At 52.4% G+C, this 18,477-nt stretch carries 12 protein-coding genes; 7 read left to right on the forward strand and 5 right to left on the reverse strand.

From position 1 onward, the window contains the following. Positions 1 to 85 precede the first annotated feature (85 nt). The 3 genes from MED297_RS13120 to MED297_RS13130 all read left to right on the forward strand — a co-directional run bounded on the left by MED297_RS13120 (position 86) and on the right by MED297_RS13130 (position 8,054). Positions 86 to 3,343, forward strand: a complete 3,258-nt coding sequence (locus MED297_RS13120) for a response regulator (RefSeq protein WP_161599305.1) — start codon at positions 86 to 88, stop codon at positions 3,341 to 3,343. Between the two features lie 108 nt (positions 3,344 to 3,451). Beyond that, on the forward strand, positions 3,452 to 5,623 hold the full coding sequence (locus tag MED297_RS13125; RefSeq protein ID WP_008045664.1) for a GGDEF/EAL domain-containing response regulator: 2,172 nt from the start codon (positions 3,452 to 3,454) through the stop codon (positions 5,621 to 5,623). Between the two features lie 610 nt (positions 5,624 to 6,233). Continuing rightward, positions 6,234 to 8,054: a cellulase family glycosylhydrolase gene (locus MED297_RS13130; RefSeq protein WP_154650936.1), complete on the forward strand. Its 1,821-nt coding sequence runs from the start codon at positions 6,234 to 6,236 to the stop codon at positions 8,052 to 8,054. Between the two features lie 387 nt (positions 8,055 to 8,441). Here MED297_RS13130 and MED297_RS13135 read toward each other — a convergent pair whose 3' ends face one another. From MED297_RS13135 to MED297_RS13150, 4 genes are all read right to left on the reverse strand, one after another. Further along, on the reverse strand, positions 8,442 to 11,243 hold the full coding sequence (locus MED297_RS13135; protein ID WP_008045668.1) for a glycoside hydrolase family 9 protein: 2,802 nt from the start codon (positions 11,241 to 11,243) through the stop codon (positions 8,442 to 8,444). Between the two features lie 454 nt (positions 11,244 to 11,697). Further along, positions 11,698 to 12,264 carry a PadR family transcriptional regulator gene (locus MED297_RS13140; protein WP_008045670.1) on the reverse strand — a complete coding sequence of 189 codons (567 nt, stop codon included), beginning with the start codon at positions 12,262 to 12,264 and terminating at the stop codon, positions 11,698 to 11,700. A gap of 75 nt (positions 12,265 to 12,339) precedes the next feature. Further along, positions 12,340 to 14,109, reverse strand: a complete 1,770-nt coding sequence (locus tag MED297_RS21380) for an ATP-binding protein (RefSeq protein ID WP_008045672.1) — start codon at positions 14,107 to 14,109, stop codon at positions 12,340 to 12,342. Between the two features lie 3 nt (positions 14,110 to 14,112). Then, a complete protein-coding gene (locus MED297_RS13150; protein WP_008045674.1) occupies positions 14,113 to 14,586 on the reverse strand; it encodes a putative pterin-binding protein in 474 nt (157 codons plus the stop codon). Positions 14,587 to 14,921: 335 nt separating this feature from the next. On the opposite strand from MED297_RS13150, the gene MED297_RS13155 reads away from it, so the two are divergent. The 4 genes from MED297_RS13155 to MED297_RS13165 all read left to right on the forward strand — a co-directional run bounded on the left by MED297_RS13155 (position 14,922) and on the right by MED297_RS13165 (position 16,795). Then, positions 14,922 to 15,140 (forward strand): DUF6500 family protein, encoded by a 219-nt coding sequence (locus tag MED297_RS13155; RefSeq protein ID WP_008045675.1) that lies wholly within the window; start codon positions 14,922 to 14,924, stop codon positions 15,138 to 15,140. 42 nt (positions 15,141 to 15,182) lie between these two features. Beyond that, positions 15,183 to 15,566 (forward strand): RidA family protein, encoded by a 384-nt coding sequence (locus MED297_RS13160; protein ID WP_040557226.1) that lies wholly within the window; start codon positions 15,183 to 15,185, stop codon positions 15,564 to 15,566. A 33-nt stretch (positions 15,567 to 15,599) separates the two neighbouring features. After that, positions 15,600 to 15,755 (forward strand): hypothetical protein, encoded by a 156-nt coding sequence (locus tag MED297_RS22450; protein ID WP_008045677.1) that lies wholly within the window; start codon positions 15,600 to 15,602, stop codon positions 15,753 to 15,755. A 68-nt stretch (positions 15,756 to 15,823) separates the two neighbouring features. Next, positions 15,824 to 16,795, forward strand: a complete 972-nt coding sequence (locus MED297_RS13165) for a dipeptidase (RefSeq protein WP_008045679.1) — start codon at positions 15,824 to 15,826, stop codon at positions 16,793 to 16,795. Here MED297_RS13165 and MED297_RS21385 read toward each other — a convergent pair. Next, the gene (locus tag MED297_RS21385; RefSeq protein ID WP_008045682.1) at positions 16,792 to 18,414 is read right to left on the reverse strand and encodes a BAR domain-containing protein; all 1,623 of its coding nucleotides are present in this window, start codon (positions 18,412 to 18,414) and stop codon (positions 16,792 to 16,794) included. The genes MED297_RS13165 and MED297_RS21385 overlap by 4 nt on opposite strands. Positions 18,415 to 18,477: the final 63 nt, after the last annotated feature.

Consider the following 18,477-nt stretch of genomic DNA (forward strand, 5'->3'; position numbering starts at 1 on the left):
AAATCATTTGCAAGTTGAATCCCCTGTCTATACTGCGTTGACGTTCTTTTTGAACAGGTGAACATCGGGAATGGTCAGTCATCCCATGCGAGCACACGAGTTACTGCACCAGTTTCTGGTCAGCGACTCGGATCTGGATTTGATTGCTGAGTTTGGTCAGCACAGTGACGTGCGGGTGTCTGATCTGATTGACGATTTTTACCAGTGGCTCGCTAATCAGCTCTGGTATCAGGAATACTTTTCTGACGGCGTTCCCGGCCGGGTAAAAAGTTTGCAGCAAGCCTATTGGGAAGACTTTTTGACCGGGCATGTCAACGATGCCTACATCGAACGACGCATTCGTGTTGGTGAAATTCACGCGGCCATTAACTTGCCGGTCAGCGCTTATTTGGCGGGCATGAACTTCGCACAAAGCTGGTTTTTTGCCAAAGCTCGACATCTTTACCGGCGCAAACAGCGGTGTCTGGATGTGCACGGGGCCATCAGTCGTTTGATTCAGATGGACTCCAACATCGTTATGCAGGTGTACGCGGCCAAATCCATGCAGACCATTCGTGAGCAAGGCGAGTTGACCGAAGCAATTGTGTCGGAAGCCACGCGGGTTGCCTCGATTGCCGCCAAGGGTAACTTCAATGTCCGCTACGAGCGTCAGGCACCGGAAGACGGTTTGGAAGCGCCGATTAACCAGTTGATCGCGTCGTTGCATCAGGTGACGCAGCAGGCGTTGGAAATTGCGGAAGGCAATTACGAAATTCCAATCACACCGGCCGACGACGATGACGAGCTCGGCAAAGCCATGCAGCAAATGGTGCATTCACTGCAGGAAGTTGGTCAGATGGCCGGGGCCATCGCCAAAGGCAATTACGACATTGAGTTGAAGCCGCGTGGCGCTAAAGACACGCTGACCAAATCGCTGAACCAGATGGTTGAAAGCCTGCGCGAGTTCCGTCGCTTCAGTGAACGTGAAAAATGGATTAAAAGTGGTGTGGCTGAGTTAGCCGTTGCCCTTCGTAATACACAATCCATTGCCGGTTTGGCGGAGGAAACCATTCAATTTGTTACCCAGTATGTCGATGCGGCCGTGGGTCTGTTTTATCAGATCGATTCAGAGCAAACCGCGACCATCACCGCCGGCTATGCCTGTCCGGCATCGGTCGCATCACGCCGGGTTCGGCCGGGGGAAGGTCTGGTTGGTCAGGTATTAAAAGACAAAGCTCCGATTCGGGTCAGCGATGTTCCAGCCGAGTATCTACCAATTGCTTCCGGGTTGGGCTCAGCTGATGCGGCTCAAGTGCTGGTGTTTCCGGTCATCGTCAACAACGCGGTGCAGGGCATTCTGGAACTGGGCACCATGGGTTCCTTTAGTGATGACCATGTGGATTGGCTGTATCAGATTTCAGAATCCATTGGTGTGGCGATTCGTACCGCTGAGGATCAGGCGACCGTGCAGTCGTTGTTAGAAACCACTCAAGAGACATCCGAAGAGCTGAAACTTCAGCAAGCGGAACTGCAAAGTGCAAATCTGCAACTGGAAAAGCAAGCCCTGGCCCTGAAACATTCCGAAGAGGCGTTAAAAGAACAGAAGTCACAGCTCGAACAATCCAACCTCGAGCTGACGAATAAAACCGATGTACTGGAGCAGCAAAAGGCGGACCTGGAACAGGCGAAGTTGGCATTGCAGGCCAAAGCCGATCAGCTCTCATCGACCAGCCGATACAAGTCGGAGTTCCTGGCCAATATGTCTCACGAACTGCGGACACCACTGAACAGTCTGTTGCTGTTGTCGCAGTCGCTGATGAAAAACCGCGAAGGCAATTTGTCCGAATCGCAACTGGAAGACATCGGGATTATTCATCGCGGCGGGCGCTCACTGCTGGATCTGATAAACGACATTCTGGATCTGTCCAAAGTCGAAGCCGGTAAGCTGCGTTTGGAGTACACGGACGTCGATGTGCATCAACTGGTTGAGGAAATTACTGCGCAGTTTAAACCGTTGGCCGATGAAAAAGATCTGGCTTTTAACGTCGACGTGGCGATGCCCGAAACATTTCGTTTGCATACCGATCGACAGCGCTTGCGGCAAATTCTGAACAACCTGATTGGGAATGCGATTAAGTTTACGGCCGAAGGTTCGGTCACCTTGACGATTGCGGAAAACACCGATGGCCAACTGGCGTTTACCGTCGAGGACACCGGCATTGGTATCGAGCAGGCACAGCACGACTCTGTGTTCGAAGCTTTCGCACAGGTCGATGGCACCACAAGCCGGCAACACGGTGGAACCGGCTTAGGGCTGACCATTTCGCGGGATCTGGCCAGTTTGCTGGGCGGTTCCATTCACCTGACCAGCGAAGCGGACGAAGGCAGTCGCTTCAGCCTGGTATTGCCGCAGGATTCGAAACCCCTGGCCGCCAGTGCGCCTGCGACGGATCTTTCCCGGATTGACAATCCGACGCTGCGGCCGTTACCGAACGATGAATACCTATTAATCATCGAAGACGATCCGTCGTTTGCGGCCTATCTGGAAAAGGCGGCCCGTAAGCAGGGGATGTCTGCACTGGTGACCGGTTACGGTTTGCAGGCGTTGAGCTATTGCTTGCGCAAACCGCCCGGTGCGGTAATTCTGGACCTGGGCTTACCGGATATCGATGGTTGCGAGATTCTTCAGGTACTGCAAAACCTTCAGCATCACCGGAACATTCCGGTACATGTCATTTCTGCGCTGGATGACCCGGCCCGGGCGATGCAACTGGGTGCCGAGGAATATTTGGCGAAACCGATCAATCTTGAACAGTTAAATCAGGTTTTTGAGACTATTTCAATCGGCACGCGAGACACCCTGTCCGCGGCTTATGCCGAAGCCGATGCTTTTATCCGCAACCTGACTACAAACGGGCAGCCGTTACCGGCGACGTCAGAGACGCCGGTGTCTGAGCCTCAGCCATCGTTACGGAGTGAACCTAAAGTTCTGGTTGTCGATGATGATTTAAGAAACACCTACACCTTATCGAAAATTCTGAGCAACGAAGGTTTTCGTGTCTCCATTGCGGACAATGGTCAGTTGGCCCTCGATAAACTCAGCAAAGACAGCAATATTGCTCTGATCCTGATGGACATCATGATGCCGGTGATGGATGGCTACGAAACCATTGCGCGCATCCGAGCCCAGCATTCAGAGACGCTGCCCATCATTGCCTTAACCGCGAAAGCCATGCCGGAAGATCGACAAAAGTGCCTCAGCGCCGGTGCGGATGATTATCTGCCGAAGCCTGTGGATCTCGAACAGTTGTTGGTTAAAGTTCGCGGTTGGATTGACGGAACGGATGCATCGAAACGGGCTTGATGTGACAGAAATCCGTCAGACTTTACGTCAATTTTTACGGTAAATAACAATGCTTCCCGTGTCCATCTTCTAAACTTTTTAATGCCAACACAACAGAGATCCGACAGCATGGAACAACCTCGGTTGCCCCGCAGTGATTCAACGGTCATACCGATTCGTCCACAGGTCCTGGTCGTTGATGATCGCCCGGATAATCATCGTGCTCTGGAACACACACTGGCGGCCATGAAAGTCGACATTGTTCACGCTTACAGCGGACAGGAAGCGGTCTCTCTGAGCTTGCGAACACAATTCGCGGTGATTCTGATGGATGTGATGATGCCGCAGATGGATGGCTTCGAAGCCGCCGAACTGATTCGGCTGAACGATGAAACGCGCTTAACGCCCATTATCTTTTTGACCGCCGCCGACCCGAACTCTGAGCTGGAAGATCGTGGCTATCAACTCGGTGCTGTCGATTACATTTGCAAACCGGTGCGCGAACCGATTTTACAGGCAAAGCTTCAGGTGTTCCTGGAACTGGCGAATCATCGTCATTTGATTTACCAGCAGTTGACCGATCTGGAACGGTTGGAGAAACGCAACCAGTTGTTATTGAAGTCCATTGGCGAAGGTATTCTCGGGCTATCGACGGATGGGCAGGTAACTTTTTCCAACCCGGTAGCTCAACAAACGCTTGGCATGAGTGAGCAGGAACTGGAAGGGCGTTCATTCAGTGACATTGTCTACCACGGCGATGCCGAACAACCGCTGGTGACCTGGGAGTATTTGCCGGCCCGACTGGCCTGTGAACAGGGGCAGGCGTATCACGAGCGCATCGGTGTGTTCTGGGATCGCGCCGGACAGTTGCTCCCGGTTGAATACAAAGCCACACCAATGATGGTCGATGACGATTTAGCCGGCATTGTCATCGCTTTTCAGGACATTACGGAACGACGCCGCACCGAAGAACAGCTGGCGCGACTGGCGCAATACGATGCACTGACGGGGCTGGTCAACCGCAACGCCTTTAACGGCTTGTTAAAAAAAGCTTTGTCGCGTTCGGCCCGTCACGAACAACCGTTAGCTTTGTTGTTCATCGACCTCGATCAGTTTAAAACCATTAATGATAATCATGGCCATGAGATCGGCGATAGCCTGTTGCAGGAAGTCGCCATGCGCTTGACCGATTGCGTTCGTAATGGCGATATCATCGGGCGACTGGGTGGTGATGAGTTTGTCATCATGTTGGAGTCTTTGCAGGCCACCAAAGATGCCGCCCGGGTATCGCAATCGGTATTGGACGCACTGGAAGCGCCGTTTACGATTCGTGGGCATCAGATTTTTATCGGCGCCAGCATCGGTATTGCCGTTTACCCGGATTCGGCATTGACCGCACGGGAACTGTTGCGCTGTGCCGACATTGCTATGTACCGCTCAAAAGAAGAGGGGCGGAACCGGTATCGATTCTTCACCGATGAGATGCAGGAAAGTGTTCGTGAGGCGCTGCAACTGGAAATTGATTTGCGCCGCGCTTACCGTCAGCAGGAGTTTGATATTTACCTGCAACCGAAAATATGTATGGCGACGGAATCGGTCATCGGCGCGGAAATTCTGATTCGCTGGCCGCGACCGGATGGCTCTTTTTTACCCCCGGATGTGTTCATCCCGAAAGCTGAAGAGATGGGGCTTATTCACGACATTGGTGAATGGGTGTTCCGGGAAACCTGCGATACCATTCGCAGCTGGCAGCAACAAAACCGCATACCGCTGGATTTCACATTCGCGATCAACATCTCCATGCGACAGTTACATACCGGACACCTGGCGGAGGACATCGCAGCCATTGTTAAAGAGGTTGGTATTGACCCGAACTGCCTGGAAGTGGAAGTCACTGAAAGCATCATGATGCAGGACCCGAGAGTGACCATCGACGCGTTGAACGCCTTGCATCAACAGAAGATAAAGATTTCCATTGACGATTTTGGCACCGGGTATTCGTCGTTGTCGCACCTGCGACAGTTACCGATTGACGCCATTAAAATTGACAAATCGTTTGTGCAAGCGCTTGAGTCCGACGGGCAGGCGGACGCCATTGTGAACACTATCATCAGTCTTGGTCATAACCTGGACATGCGCGTCATTGCCGAGGGCATCGAAACCGAAGCAAACCGGCAAGCGTTAACGGCGGCAGGGTGCGATGTGGCGCAGGGGTACTTTTATGCGAAGCCTATGTGTCGCGAGGATTTTCTTGACTATTTAGATCGCTATTCGGCCTCCTCCAGCCACTCAAGTGATTAGGCTTGTTCAGTGAGGGCCCATAAAAGGTACATTTCTGCGTTATTCATGAACTGTGGTTGCTCCAATCTATTTCATTTTTTTTGAAACAAATCAGTGCCGATGTTTTAAAAATTTAATCCCAGAAATTTTTTATTTTATTCTGAAAGTTCCTTATCTGTTAAGTTAGCTACTTTATCCATGTTGTGTTCTTTTCTTGATCGGTCATCTCGAGCGTATCTATAAAAAATCGATTTTTTTACTTATTAAAGCTAAGCAAAAGTCTCGCCGTGGCGTTAATTTTCTGCAATCTTATGAATCAGTTTGTGCGCCCTATCGAAAATATTGAAATTAAAAAATTAACCTGTTTATTCCAAGTTGGAATGGTTTTATGTTGAAGCCCGTGCTCGGTTTTATTGTCTGGCTGAGCATTCGATCAATACGAGTTCAGCAGTAAAATCGGAACACTCACAAACGCCTGAGTCGATGATCTTTGTTCAACGGATTGAGAGTTGAGCCCTATTGCTTGAGCAGTTGCCTGTTACCAGCTCGGTGTGCATGACTTACATCGAAGTCTGCGTAGTTGTCATGGAGGTATAAAAACAGTCATTTATTGAAGAAGGATTTGGGAACAATGAAACAACAATGTCCTCATCGTTCTTTGCCCTCGCAATGCAAAGACACAGTGAAATTATTAAGCCTGAGTATGGGGGTTGCGCTTGCGACCTTCGCCATGAATGCCCAGGCCGAGTGTACTTACTCGGTTCAGGATGATTGGGGCTCGGGTTTTGTCGCCAACATTACGGTGACAAATGACACTGACAGTTCGGTCAGTGGCTGGGAAGTTGCCTGGCAGTATGACGGCAGCACCAGCATCGTCAACGCCTGGAATGCGGCGCTGTCTGGCTCGAACCCCTATACCGCGATGGATATGGGTTGGAATGGCACACTGGCACCCGGTCAAAGTGCCACCTTTGGTTTTCAGGGCAGTGCCGGCAGTACTGTATCTGATGTCACCGGTGATTTGTGTGGCGATACCGATCCGACAGACCCAACTGATCCAACGGACCCGACCGATCCAACAGACCCGGTCGATAACACGGTCTTCCGTGTCGAAGATGGTAAGATTACGAAAGATGGCGAACCCTACCCGATGCAGTGTGGCGCTTGGTTTGGCCTGGAAGGTCGGCATGAACCGTCCGATGATGCCAGCAACCCGAGTGGCGCACCGATGGAACTGTACATGGGCAACACCTTCTGGGCGAATGGCAATCAGGGTACGGGCCGTACCATTCAACAGGGTATGTCTGAAATCATAGCCAAAGGCATTAACACCATTCGCTTGCCGTTGGTTCCACAGACGTTGGAAACGGACAATCCTCAGGGCGTGTCGTCAGTCTTCAAGAACCACCCAACGGTTCGCGCGGATAACTCTCGTCAGGCGTTGGAAGATTTCATCAAACTGGCCGATGAGAATGACCTGAACATCATTCTGGATATTCACTCCTGTTCTAACTATGTCGGTTGGCGCGCCGGTCGTTTGGATGCGACACCACCTTACGCCGATAAAGATCGTGATAACTACGATTACAAACGCGAAAACTACGCCTGTTCTGCGGCCGGACCGGGTGTGACGGTTCATGAGTACAACGAAGAGCTCTGGTTAGATACGTTGCGTGAACTGGCGGGTCTCTCTGAGGAACTCAACGTCAACAACATTCTCGGGATCGATATCTTTAACGAACCGTGGGATTACACCTGGGACGAATGGAAAACGCTCTCCGAAAACGCTTATCAGGCCATCAATGAGGTCAATGAAGATGTGTTGATTTTCGTTGAAGGGGTGGGCAGTGAAAAGTCGGACGGAACGGAAATAGCCCACGGTAATCCTGACCTGAACCCGAACTGGGGTGAGAACTTCTTCTCGGCCGGCGATAGCCCATTGAACATTCCGAAAGAGCGCTTGGTTCTGTCGCCACACACATACGGACCGTCCGTCTTTGTGCAGCCTCAGTTTATGGATCCGGCACAGCCACAGTGTGAAGGATTATCTGGCGATGAAGCCGGCGATGCGGATTGCAATGTGGTGATCAATCCAGATCTCATCAAACAGGGCTGGGATGAACACTTTGGTTATCTGAAAGACGAAGGCTATGCCATCGTAATCGGTGAGTTTGGCGGCCACTTTGATTGGCCGGAAGTCGCACCGATACGGGATCAGGATCGCTGGGGTCATGTTGCCGCCGGGGTCGATGAACAATGGCAGAACACCTTGGTCGATTACATGGTCGAGAAAGACATCGAAGCCTGTTACTGGTCCATCAATCCGGAATCCGACGACACCGGAGGCTTGTATCAGCATGCCTATGACCCTCGCACGAATGAATCCGGTTGGGGCGAATGGTTGAGCTTTGATGAAGAAAAATGGAACCTGTTAGAACGACTGTGGGATTAAAAGTCGTTTACTAAATCCTCTGTACCTTTAAGCGAGTTTGGCCTGCATGACGCAGGCCTTTTTTGTGCCTGTCGTTTTTGTATTGAGTCTCCTGATTCAAAGACATGGCTTAGCGATAACTTTTGAAATCGATTGTAACGCACCATCAAACTGGACGCTGTTTTTGCTCTGTAGTGTATTAAAAATCTTTGATCGGCATTGTGGTTTGAGGTGTTGTTTACTTTGGACGATGTGGCTTTTCATCCAGGCAGTGAATTCTCTGGCTCAGGCCTGGTCGGTTGTGGGATGGAACGATGGCTTGAGTGTGAAATGGTCGTGAAGTGACGGGATGCTGAATGGTAAAGGCGCGGAGTCTGACTCCGCGCCTGTAATGATGGCTAAGATTGATTACTGGCCGAGACAGGATGGAATGGTGAAGTTGCCACCATGGCCGCCCTGCAGGCCGAAGGTGGTGCTGCCACCTGACGATAATGTACCGTTGTAGGAGACATTGCTGGCCGTCAACGTCAGCCCGTCGCTGGACAGTGAGGTGTTAGCGCCCCAGCTGTTGACGACGGTGATCGGTTGGTCGAACTGTAAGGTGACGGTCCATCCGTCAACCGGTTCATCGCCGGCGTTGGTGACGGTGGCGGCACTGATCACAAAGCCTGTGTTCCAAACATCGGCGCCGGGGACTTCGCATTGAATGTCCTGATCCGGAACAACAACGTCTTCAATCTGGAGGGTCAGGGTATCGGTGGCGCCGATTTCCTGTCCCTGCTCATCGGTGGCCACAACGTCAACGACCCAGGTGGTTGGCTGGCTTGGCGTATCGAGTGTAACCGGGCCGTCTCCGACTCGGCTAGACGTTAACTGATTGTTGACGTAGACGTTGACACCGGCGGCATAGCGGATGTCCAGCATCAGCGTGACAGTGCTGTCCACTGCGACGGTACTGTTGTCCGCCGGTGAGGTAATGACGACAGCGGGAACCATCGGTTCATCGACATTGATGGTCACCTCGGCCGGAGCGGAGTCGGCTCCGTCATTGTCGGTTACCACATACTGGAATTGATCAGTCCCGAAAAAACCTGAATCTGGTTGATAGGTCGCGCTGCTTCCGGACAGTGAGACTGAGCCATTCGATGGCTGACTTGTGAGTCGAACGTCGGTGACGGTGCCATCACTGTCTTGCCCGCTCAGGGTTAGGGTAACGGCAGACTCAAATGCGGTGTCGACCTGAATGGCATTGGCCGTTGGAGCGCAGTTGATGCCACTGTCTGCGCCGCAGCCCGGTGAGGGTTCCTCACCCCAGACCAGCGTATTGCCATCGTACAGGGCGATTTTATCGGCCAGCACAAAGCTGTTGCTGTAGTTATCCCAACTTGGGTCTGAAGTGTTATCCCATTCGGCAGCGTTGGTGTTGGTTGGCAGCGACAGACGGAACTGCACTTCTTTTTTCGACTCTGACTGCCCACCGGGGTAAATATCGACCCCGGCAAAACTGACTTCAGCGTAGTACAGATTGTCGCGCCAGTGGGTCAGCCCGGTGACTGAGCTCGCCTGGTTGTAAGCGGTCGATACTGAAACGTCCGTTGCCTCGTAACCGGCCGCCATTTCCTCGGTAAGGTCGACCCAGTAGCGGAACTTAAGTTGATCGGTATTACGTGACGGCCAAGCCGAGCGGTTGTGCGTCAGCGTGGCGATCTCGATATGACGCGGACCACTGGCATTCACCTTGGCTTCAACAAAAAATTCGTTGTCGCGTGGTTCGGGCATCGGGAACTGGGCGTCATCTATCGGCTGCCCACCAAAGTCTTTCCACAGTCGGGCGAGGGCACCGGTAAAGCCGGCGTTGTAATCGGTGGCGACTTCGTTCTTCACGTAATCGCCGCGATCGTTTTCAAAGGAGTCATCCAACCCGGGTCCTCCGACCAGCGCACCGACCAGCGTATGCCGGTTGTCCGTGGGCACCGACAAGCTGTCCGCCCAGGCGCCGTGTGCCGTGCGGTGGTGCGGTGCGGTCGGGTAGACATCACCATAACCGATCAGGTAGCTCATGTTCATCGGGTTATCACCGAGCAGATACTCGATCTGAGATCGCGCAAAGTCGTAATAGGTGTCGGCCTTAACAGGCTTTTTGTTGGCGTTTTTCAGGTAATCGGAGTACACCAGTGCCAGAAACGAGGTGTTTGAGGTGTAGCGCGCCGCACCCCAGGTATCGAGGAAGGCGAGGCCGCCGGGTGTGTAACGAATGCGTTCACCGTTGTAGCCGGTGGTCCAATAGTCGAGCCAGCGTTCCGCATCGGCTTCGTATTGTGCATCACCGGTCAGTTTGGCGAGCAGCACGTAGGATCCATAGCCTTTGTCATCCCAGGCCTGTCCCCATTTATAGCTTTTGATGGTACTTTGCGGTTCGGTATTAAGGTTGTCGTACTCGTTGATGGCTTTGGTCAGATAATCCGGGTTGCCGGTGGCCTGATACAACCAGGCCGCACCCCAGACCAGTTCATCCTGATACCCACTCCAGGAATTATAAAACGCCTGCGCATCGGTGATTGAATCGGAGTACTTTCCGCGATAGGTGTCGGCGAACTGATACAGCTGTTCGGCATGGGTCAATAGGTTTTGGGCGTATGCTGGATCTGTCGTTTCAAACACCATGGCGATGGCCGCCAGCGCCGCTGCAGTTTCGCCTGCCAGATCGGTACCCGGATTGGCTGCATCGATTTTATAACTCGGTCGGGCCATCGGCATCACTTCGGCTGAACCCCACCAGGCGTGATCGACTGAACCCTTACCGACCTGACCGTAGAACTCGTTCGGGCCGGTGTGTGCTTTGACAAAATAATCGGCCACAAACCGAAGGTTATTTTTAATGTGGGGCAGTTGTCCGGTTTGTTCATAGGCGTCCGGGTTTTCAATCACACCCCAGGCTAGCATGGTGGCGGTCGCGGCCATCGGGAAGCCGAACTTCACATGATCGCCGGCGTCGTACCAGCCGCCGGTCAGATCGACGTTGTTGTCGGCACCGTCTGTTAAGGCGCTGTCTCCACGCCATTCAACACGGTTCCAGTCCGGGAGCTCTCCGCTCTGTTGTGCTTCGTAAAAGTAAATGGACTTTTGCAGCGCTTCGCCGTAGTTCTCAGCGTAAGCATAAGACGTGCTGGCAATGGCGATTGCTAAAGCCAGTGTAGGTTTGTAGTTCATATCGCATCTCGCAAAATTTCTTGTTGTTTCGTGAGTGCCGTTGTTGCGAGGCATTCACCACTGTGTTTGAGCGATAAAACGGAACAGGCCGTTGTTTTTTGGGGTCCTTCCAATGACAGCCTGTGCAATCGCTTGCCTTGCGGTCGACCGTGACATTCATGGCGGTCGCACTATATCAACAGCTAATAACTGTTCCAACTTGGAACTATTTTCGTGAGGTTTTATGGTTGTAGTCTGAAAAAATCTAATTAAATCAAAGTCTTGGGACCTGATGGCGGGTTTGCTTTTAGAAACAGGGCTTAATAATTATCAGGAAAAACAAAGGCTTGGCGATGTCGCGTGCAACATCGCTTTTTATCAAAAATGAGGACTCTATCTAAACCGTACCTGAGTAAGTTATAAAACTGTGCGGCAGGTTACGGTATGAATGTGAACCGGGAAGGCCGTCGTTCTGCTATTCATTTATCGAAAAGAATGACGTCAGTTGTGCGGCCGAATCCGGGTCGGATAAAACGTCCAGCACGGCTTTCATGTACTTGAGTTCCACCTTTAAATGATCGAGCGACATATTGTTCAGCAATGGGGATAGCGGACTTAACGTCGCCGTGGGTTTGTTACGCCGGATAATGCGTTTCAAATGCCGGATATCTTCTTCCAGAAGCTCGATGTGACTTTTCAGTTGGCTGATCGCCAGATCTGTCGGCAGGACATGCAGAAAAGATAATCCCAATGTTCTGGGGTCATCGTTAAACCCGCTGATGAACTGCTGTACCTGCTCATACAAACGTTCTTTGCCCTTTGAAGTCAGCCGGTACTCGTTACGCTGCGGTTTGCCGGCAGAGGGCGCTTTATTTTTAATGTATCCGTGATCAGCCAGCCAGCCTAATCGATGATAAATGCTGCTGACGCTGATGTTGGCCCAGCGATTCAGTTCTCGTTCTTCAACAAAGCTTTTGATTTCGTAGCCGTGCTGATCGTTGCTGAACAACTGACCAAGGATGATGAGATCGCATCGATTCATGTCTGTTCTCTGCTTAACGGATGTCTGTTTTTATTTTGCAAGCAGCTTAATCAGTTTTTATCGTAAAAGACAGGATCAATCCTGAGTCTCTTCTGGTGCATAGCGCATCAACTGCTCGTGCAATCGTTCGTACCTAAATGGTTTTGCTAGGAAGGCATTCATACCAGCGGCTATGGCCTGCTGACGCATGTCTTCGCTGCTGTTCGCAGTGATGGCAATGATGGGGGTGTGAGTATCAAAATGTCGGATCAACTGTGCGCATTCAAAGCCGTCCATGCCGGGCATTTGAATGTCCATGAGGATCACGCGGTAGTGGCCTGACTTTGCACAGGCTAAAGCCGTTTCGCCACTTTCCGCGATATCGACGGTAAAGCCGATGCGTTCGAGCATGGCGTTGGCGATTTTTTGGTTAACCGAGTTATCTTCCACGAGTAACACCTGGCCTTTGCCGCCCGCGGCTACGGATTCGGGTTCTGCAGGCGGCGGCGTTGAGACCGGCCTGGCAGGAGGCAATGGCAGTGTCAGCGTAAAATCGGTGCCCTGGCCAGGCTTGCTCGTGACGGTTAACGATCCACCCATCAGTTCCGCCAGACGCCGACTGATGGCCAGGCCCAAACCAGAGCCACCGTATTGCCGCTGCGTGTCGCTCTCGGCCTGTTGAAACGATTGGAAGATCGCCTCCAACTTATCTGCGGGGATACCGATGCCGGTATCACTGACGCGCCATTGAAACTGACCATCTTCCTGCTTTTGTACCGCCAGGACGATCTGGCCATGCTCAGTAAATTTAAACGCGTTGCTCAACAGGTTAAGCAGTATCTGACGGATTTTGTGACCATCCGCCATGACCCAGCAGTGTGATGACCAGGTATCAGGCAGTAACACTCTTAACAGGAGCTCGGCGTCGACAGACTGGGGGTAAAAGACAGCTTCGATGTCCCGGATCATTTGTATGAGATCGCAGGGTGCCGGCTCAATACTGATTTGACCGGACTCAATACTGCTGAAGTCGAGCACATCGTTAATCTGCGTTAACAGGGCTTCACTGCTGACCGCAAGAGAGTTCAGCCAGGGCGATGGTTGCTCTGCTTCATGCTGCATGAGTTGAACGGAACCAATGATGCCGTTCAGTGGCGTCCGCAGTTCGTGGGACATCGTGGCCAGAAACTCGGACTTGGCTTTGCTGGCCTGCTGTGCGCGATCCGCTAAACGGCGACTGTAGGACGCGACCAGTCCCAAAAACAGCATCAGTATCAGAATGGTCAAACCAAGTGTCACCAGTTGAGCACGGATGCCTTCATACTCCACGACCACATTGTCGCTCATTCGCAGGTAGTCCGCGTAGCTGACGGCATACAGATTAACGATGTCGTCCTGAAAGGTTTGGCTCCACTTGCTGACCGCCGTTAACAACGTTTGTTGGCTGTCAGCGGGTAACTGATAAAGCATTGCTTCATGTTGTTCAAAGGTCTCGATAATTTCGGACAGAAACGGCGAAATCTCTTTCATGGTCTGGGTGTTGGGCAGCAGATTTTCCGCCAGCAGAATATCAGCGCGGTTCCAGACCAACTCCAGTGCCAGGCTGGCGTCCAGTTGATGCTCCGGTGTATCGTCCATGGTCAGTTCGTGCAGTTCGAAGCGCAACCGTTCCAGCTCAGTTTGCAGTTGCGACAGATGCCAGGGCCTATTGTTCAGATACTGGTTTGACAGGTTATTGATCTCGCTGCTCAGCTGAAAAACCGTAAAAATCAGCCAGGTCAACGCCAGAGTGCTGAGCGATACTGTGAGCCACAGGGCAAGGTTAACCCATTTGCGTGGCAGTTGAGGAAGGGCCGATATCTTCATCAATCAGTCAAGCACCTCAAGGGTTTGCAATTGCCAGACGGCCCAGGGGGTCAGGACATTAATCGGAGTGGCCTGATCGTCTGCAAAAAACGGAAAAATCAACCAGTAGGGGCCACGATCCCGGATCGGCATGGGTTCACCATTTCGTAGAACGGCAACGAACGCCTGCGCCTCAATTGCTTCTTTAAACGGGATATCCGAAGAGTAGCGGTTCAGCGCGATGGCGCGTATCTGATCCGGAGATTGCGCCACTTCAGCAAACAGATCTTCCAGATAGATGCCCTGATAGGTCGCCGGTGGTTCGTCCCCATCCCAAGGTGTGGCTGTCGTCAGCTCTGCCGGTGCCATGGACAGAAGGTCTTCCTTACTGAAGGCGATTTGGTTTGTGTCGTCGACTGCAATAACCAGATCGACTGCGTGCACGATTCCGGCGCCGAGCAACAGGCAAATGGCGATCGCAGTTCTTAAGATAGCCATGATTTCGTCTCCAGAGTCTTTTTCAACCTGGCCAGTACCTCGACCGGTTGAGTTAAATGTTTTTCTTTAGTGTAGTGGGTGAAGTAAAGCAGAAATCGGGCCCTGTGAGGTACTCCAGATGAGATCGGTTCCGATTATTGGTCTGTAGCGAAGTCGATACAGGCGATATTCTGCGCATTTGATCTTCTTAGTTATAAATGATACCTGTTATCATGACTTTAAACAGGTCATTTTTGCAATGTCGAACTGAGTCCGGCCTTCGATGCCGGGCATGACATTCACAACTAGATCTTCCGTCCGGAATGACGGACGTCATACAGAAAAGGATTCTCAACGTGCGAGCGGAACTCAGAGCCACCATTATCGATGTCTGCAATCGGAAAATTGCCGCCAAAGGCGAGTCGGTGGGGGTGTCATTTTATGCTTTTTTCAAGAATCGGAATGATCAACCGGCCTTGCTCATGGAAGCCGCACGCTGGTGGATTGAAGCGCATCAACTGGACCATTTCGAAAAAGCCACCAAGGTAAAAGCCTTGGTTGAATCCGGAGCCTGAGCAGGCTACATCGCACACCAACTCAACACAGGAGTCATGGACATGAGTCGTCAGTTTTACTCGTTGGATTCCACCTTTGAAAAGTTACTGAATTATTCGCGCGTCGTTGTCGACGATGAATGGGTGTTTGTTTCCGGTTGCTCGGGTTTTGACTACAGCGACATGTCCATCGCCGACACCATGACCGAGCAGGTTGAGCAGACCTTTAAAAACATTCAATGGTGTCTGTCACAGGCGGGCGCCGTCTTTGAAGACGTCGTCCGGATTCGGGTGATAGTCGCCGATCGCGACCATTATAACGAAGCCGCGACGGTGATCGGTCGCTATTGTGCACAAGCCAAACCGGCCAACACGACCTGGTTTGCAGAGTTACCCGACCCGCGCATTAAAATTGAAATTGAGGTGACGGCGAAAAAACGACGATGAGTCACAGGCACCGGTAACACAGCAGGGAGGTCGATGATGGACAGTATTGGATTGGTTTTTGGCGTCATGGGGATGTCGCTGGGCACCATGGGCTTTGTCTTCGGGCTCGTCGCCTTCAACAAGGTGGCGCACCTTGAAAAGAAAATAAAAGAACTGGAAGCGGATTCTGACCGGAGAGATCTGGATTAATCCGACAGCCTGTCATTTTAAAAGTTCGACCGCGAATTGGGCGGGTGCTGGATGAGTGAGACGAAAATATGATCGAAAAACATCTGGTTTGGGATGCACACGCCTGTCTGCCGCTGCTGCATGACACCGATGTGACCGCGCTGCTGCAACACCGCGATGCCGGGGTGGATGTTGTCTCGGTGAATGTTGGTATGGACTTTAATCCGGTCGCCGACATTCTGCGGATCATTGCCTGTTTCCGGAACGTCATTGAACGGCGCAATCAGGATTTTTTGTTTGCCGAGTCGCTGGCGGATGTCGATCGCGCTCAGGCAACCGGCCGGTTGGCGGTCAGCTTCGATCTGGAAGGCTCGATGATGCTGCAGGATCGTCCGGAGTCTGTGGACAGTTTTTATCGACTGGGCGTTCGTCAGATTCATCTGGCGTACAACCGCAATAATTCTGTTGCCGGCGGTTGTCACGACAAGGATAGTGGGCTCACACCGCTGGGCCGAGAAGTCGTCAGCGCAATCAATGACGCGGGCATGATCATGGATTGTTCTCACATGGGTGAACGCAGTGCGCTCGACGTGATGGCCTGCTCAACAAAACCGGTCAGCTTCAGCCATACCAATGCCGCCGGTATCTTTTCGTTCGGGCGGTGTATCTCCGATGATCTCATGCAGGCCAGTGCCCGGACGGGCGGCGTTATCGGCATCAGCGGGGTGAACCGATTTTACGGTCAGGCGCTGGTGACTCCGGCGTTACTGGTCGACCAGATCGATTATGTCGTCGACCGCGTCGGGATTGAGCACGTCGGTATCGGGCTCGATTACATGTATCCGTCTGAGGTTGATGATAACCCACCCGGATTAGACCGTGGCTACTGGTGGCCAAAGTCAGCCGGATATTTTTCCGGCCTGCAGGCCATTGATGTGTTGCACCCATCCCAGTTAGGTCAGGTCGTAGGCGAAATGGTCGCTCGTGGCTACACCGCCGAGGCTATCTCGGCGGTGATGGGCGGCAATTTCTATCGAATGGCACAACAGAGTTGGTGTTAGTGACTGAACTGCCCGATCTGGCGATAGATATCAAGTTTTTCCAGCGACGCCTGTTGTTGCTGCTGAATGTCTTTCAGGTCTTCCACCAACTGTTTCAGGCGCGTTAACAGCGGGTCTTCACTGGTTTGATCAAAGTTCCATCCGTCGGGCAGGTTATCCAGAAAACGATGTTCTGCGGCGTCGGGTGTCCAGACATAGTGCGTTTCCTGCACATTAACGCGGGTGCTGACATCGAGTTTTGCCTGCATTCGCTGAACAATCAGTTGTTGAGTGTCCGAGCTGAACTGCTGCACCGAACGCTCGATTGTGCGTTCCGTCTGTGTCTCGATTTCACCTTGCATGGCAACGGTAAAATCGGGCGCATTCTCCTCGTTACGACGCTGCAATGGCCGTTCTTGGCCCGCCATTGCCAGCAGGTTGTTTCCCTCGATTCGGACGCGGGTCTGATCGTTACGGTTTTGGATGCGTTCATCCGTTGACGCCTGAAAAAAGCCCAGCGGGTTCATGCGGGTGAGTTCGACGCCATCGTCATCGATGAAGCCCAGCTCGGTGTGAGTCACAAAGTTACGCAGATTCAGCTCTTGCATGACCGCTACGGCACCGTCTTCCATCAGAGCGGCTCCGCTGTTTTTCACCTGTGCCATCAGTTCACCGTCATCGCTCAACAGGTTGTACTCGGTCGAGGCTCTGCTCAGGGATAAAGCCCCGAGCCCAACGTCGGAGAGCGAGCGAATACTCGACTGCCCCTGATCATCGAACTGCCAGAATCCCAGCTTCTGGAAGGCGGCATCGCCTTCATCAATCCAACCGTTGCCGTCATCATCAAGCTCGGCCAGCTCCTGATAACCATAGCCGCTGGAAGGACCGAACATCTCAGTGCCGTCATCAATGATGCCGTTCCCATTGCGATCAAACACCAGATAGCCGGAACCGGACGACGTCTTGGCAATGCGGTCCATCGTGCCATCGGCATTCAGATCGAAGTCGAACACTTCATCACTGAGTTGAACGCTCTCACCGTTCAGATTGATGGCCAGAGGATCGATCAGATCGACATCGCCAACAAACCGGTTGACCTGCTCGCGCTCGGTTAAACGGTTGAAATCGAGTTGCATCAGGAAGTTGATTTCACGTCCGTCGGCGGTCGTGACAGTGCCTTGTGTGTTCATCTGAATGGCGTTTTCAGTCGTCACTTTTTCGATGGTTGTGATGTCAACATAGGTGACGTCCGCTGACTCACCGAGCGTGCCGGACGGTCCCGCTCGTCTGATTGTAAAGTCACCCTGCAGGGTATGTTCGCTGACGGTACTGAGAAGTGATTGACCAAGGTGACTGAGCGTGGTGCCGTCGGCTTGAGAGACCAACGATGCGGTTTGTACGCCAAGCTGGTCACTGTGTTTGGTGGTCAGTTCGAGTGTGACACTCGCTTCCCGATCGGCTGATCGGCTTCGCTGTAACAGTGTTTGCTGCTGTGCATCCAAAATATCCGCTCCCTGATCCAGCATTTGCTGAGTTTCTTCCCGGGTGAGCGTCGATATCTGTTCCTGGCGCACCTGTTGCCGTTCGGTAGTTCGCTGTTGGGCCGCCTGGCTGGTGACATCGCTGCTGACAATACGCATGAGCTTTCCTTGGACGTAACGATACAAAAGGGGTATCGACCCGTTCCCGGAAAAGCTTGATTC

The organism is Reinekea blandensis MED297, assembly GCF_000153185.1.
Taxonomy (GTDB): domain Bacteria; phylum Pseudomonadota; class Gammaproteobacteria; order Pseudomonadales; family Natronospirillaceae; genus Reinekea; species Reinekea blandensis.